The sequence below is a fragment of the Acinetobacter sp. GRABPA_MV_2 genome (genome assembly GCF_056725885.1).
Genome location: NZ_JBWZNA010000068.1, coordinates 1 through 739, shown reverse-complemented (window position 1 = coordinate 739; position 739 = coordinate 1). Strand labels below are relative to the sequence as shown.

Annotated in this window: 1 protein-coding gene; it reads right to left on the bottom strand. The window is 32.5% G+C overall.

Annotated features, from left to right (window positions below):
- Positions 1-49 precede the first annotated feature (49 nt).
- Positions 50-568, bottom strand: a complete 519-nt coding sequence (locus ACXM0J_RS18845; RefSeq protein ID WP_000447196.1) for a tetratricopeptide repeat protein — start codon at positions 566-568, stop codon at positions 50-52.
- Positions 569-739 lie beyond the last annotated feature (171 nt).

Sequence of the window (739 nt, the reverse complement as noted above, 5' to 3'; positions counted from 1 at the left end):
TTTTTGCTTCGTGTAACCGCCATTATGTTAATTTTAGGAAGTCTTAAGACTAATTTTCAGACTTATCCCACCAACTTTGAGCTAAATCAGTATTTTTAGGAATGCCTATACCATCACGATACATAACGGAAAGACTTCGCATTGCTTTCTTATTACCTAACTTTGCAGCCTTTTCACGAAGTTCTAAAGCTTTCTTAATATTAACTTCTATTCCGCTATCTGCGCGAGTATATAGGTCAGCTAACTCAACCATTGATTCAGAATGACCATTTTCTGAAGCTTTCTGAAACCACTTAAAAGCTTTTTGGAAATGTTCTAAAGAATCGTTTTTGTCATCATCCTCTATTAATCTAGCATAGGTAACATATCCATCAGCTAACCAAAACATTGCTGCTACATTTCCATTTTCAGCTGATTTAATAGCCCAAATTTCAGCTTGATTTTCATCTGAATCAACACCATGACCATATAGATAAATCTCAGCTAATTCTAACTGGGCAGAAGTATCTCCACTTTCTGCTTTCGCTAATAAATCATTAGAAAAAACAGGTTCTGCAAATGTTTCCATTGAAAGGCAAACTCCTAAAGCCATAAAAATATTTACTAATTTATTCAATTCTTAACCTTTAAATTAAACTCTTAGGCTTGTATGTTTTTACATCATACCTAAAAGAGAACTCTAAAATTAGAGTATATTTTTAGTCCTATTTAACATAAAAACTCTTATACGAAATGCTAT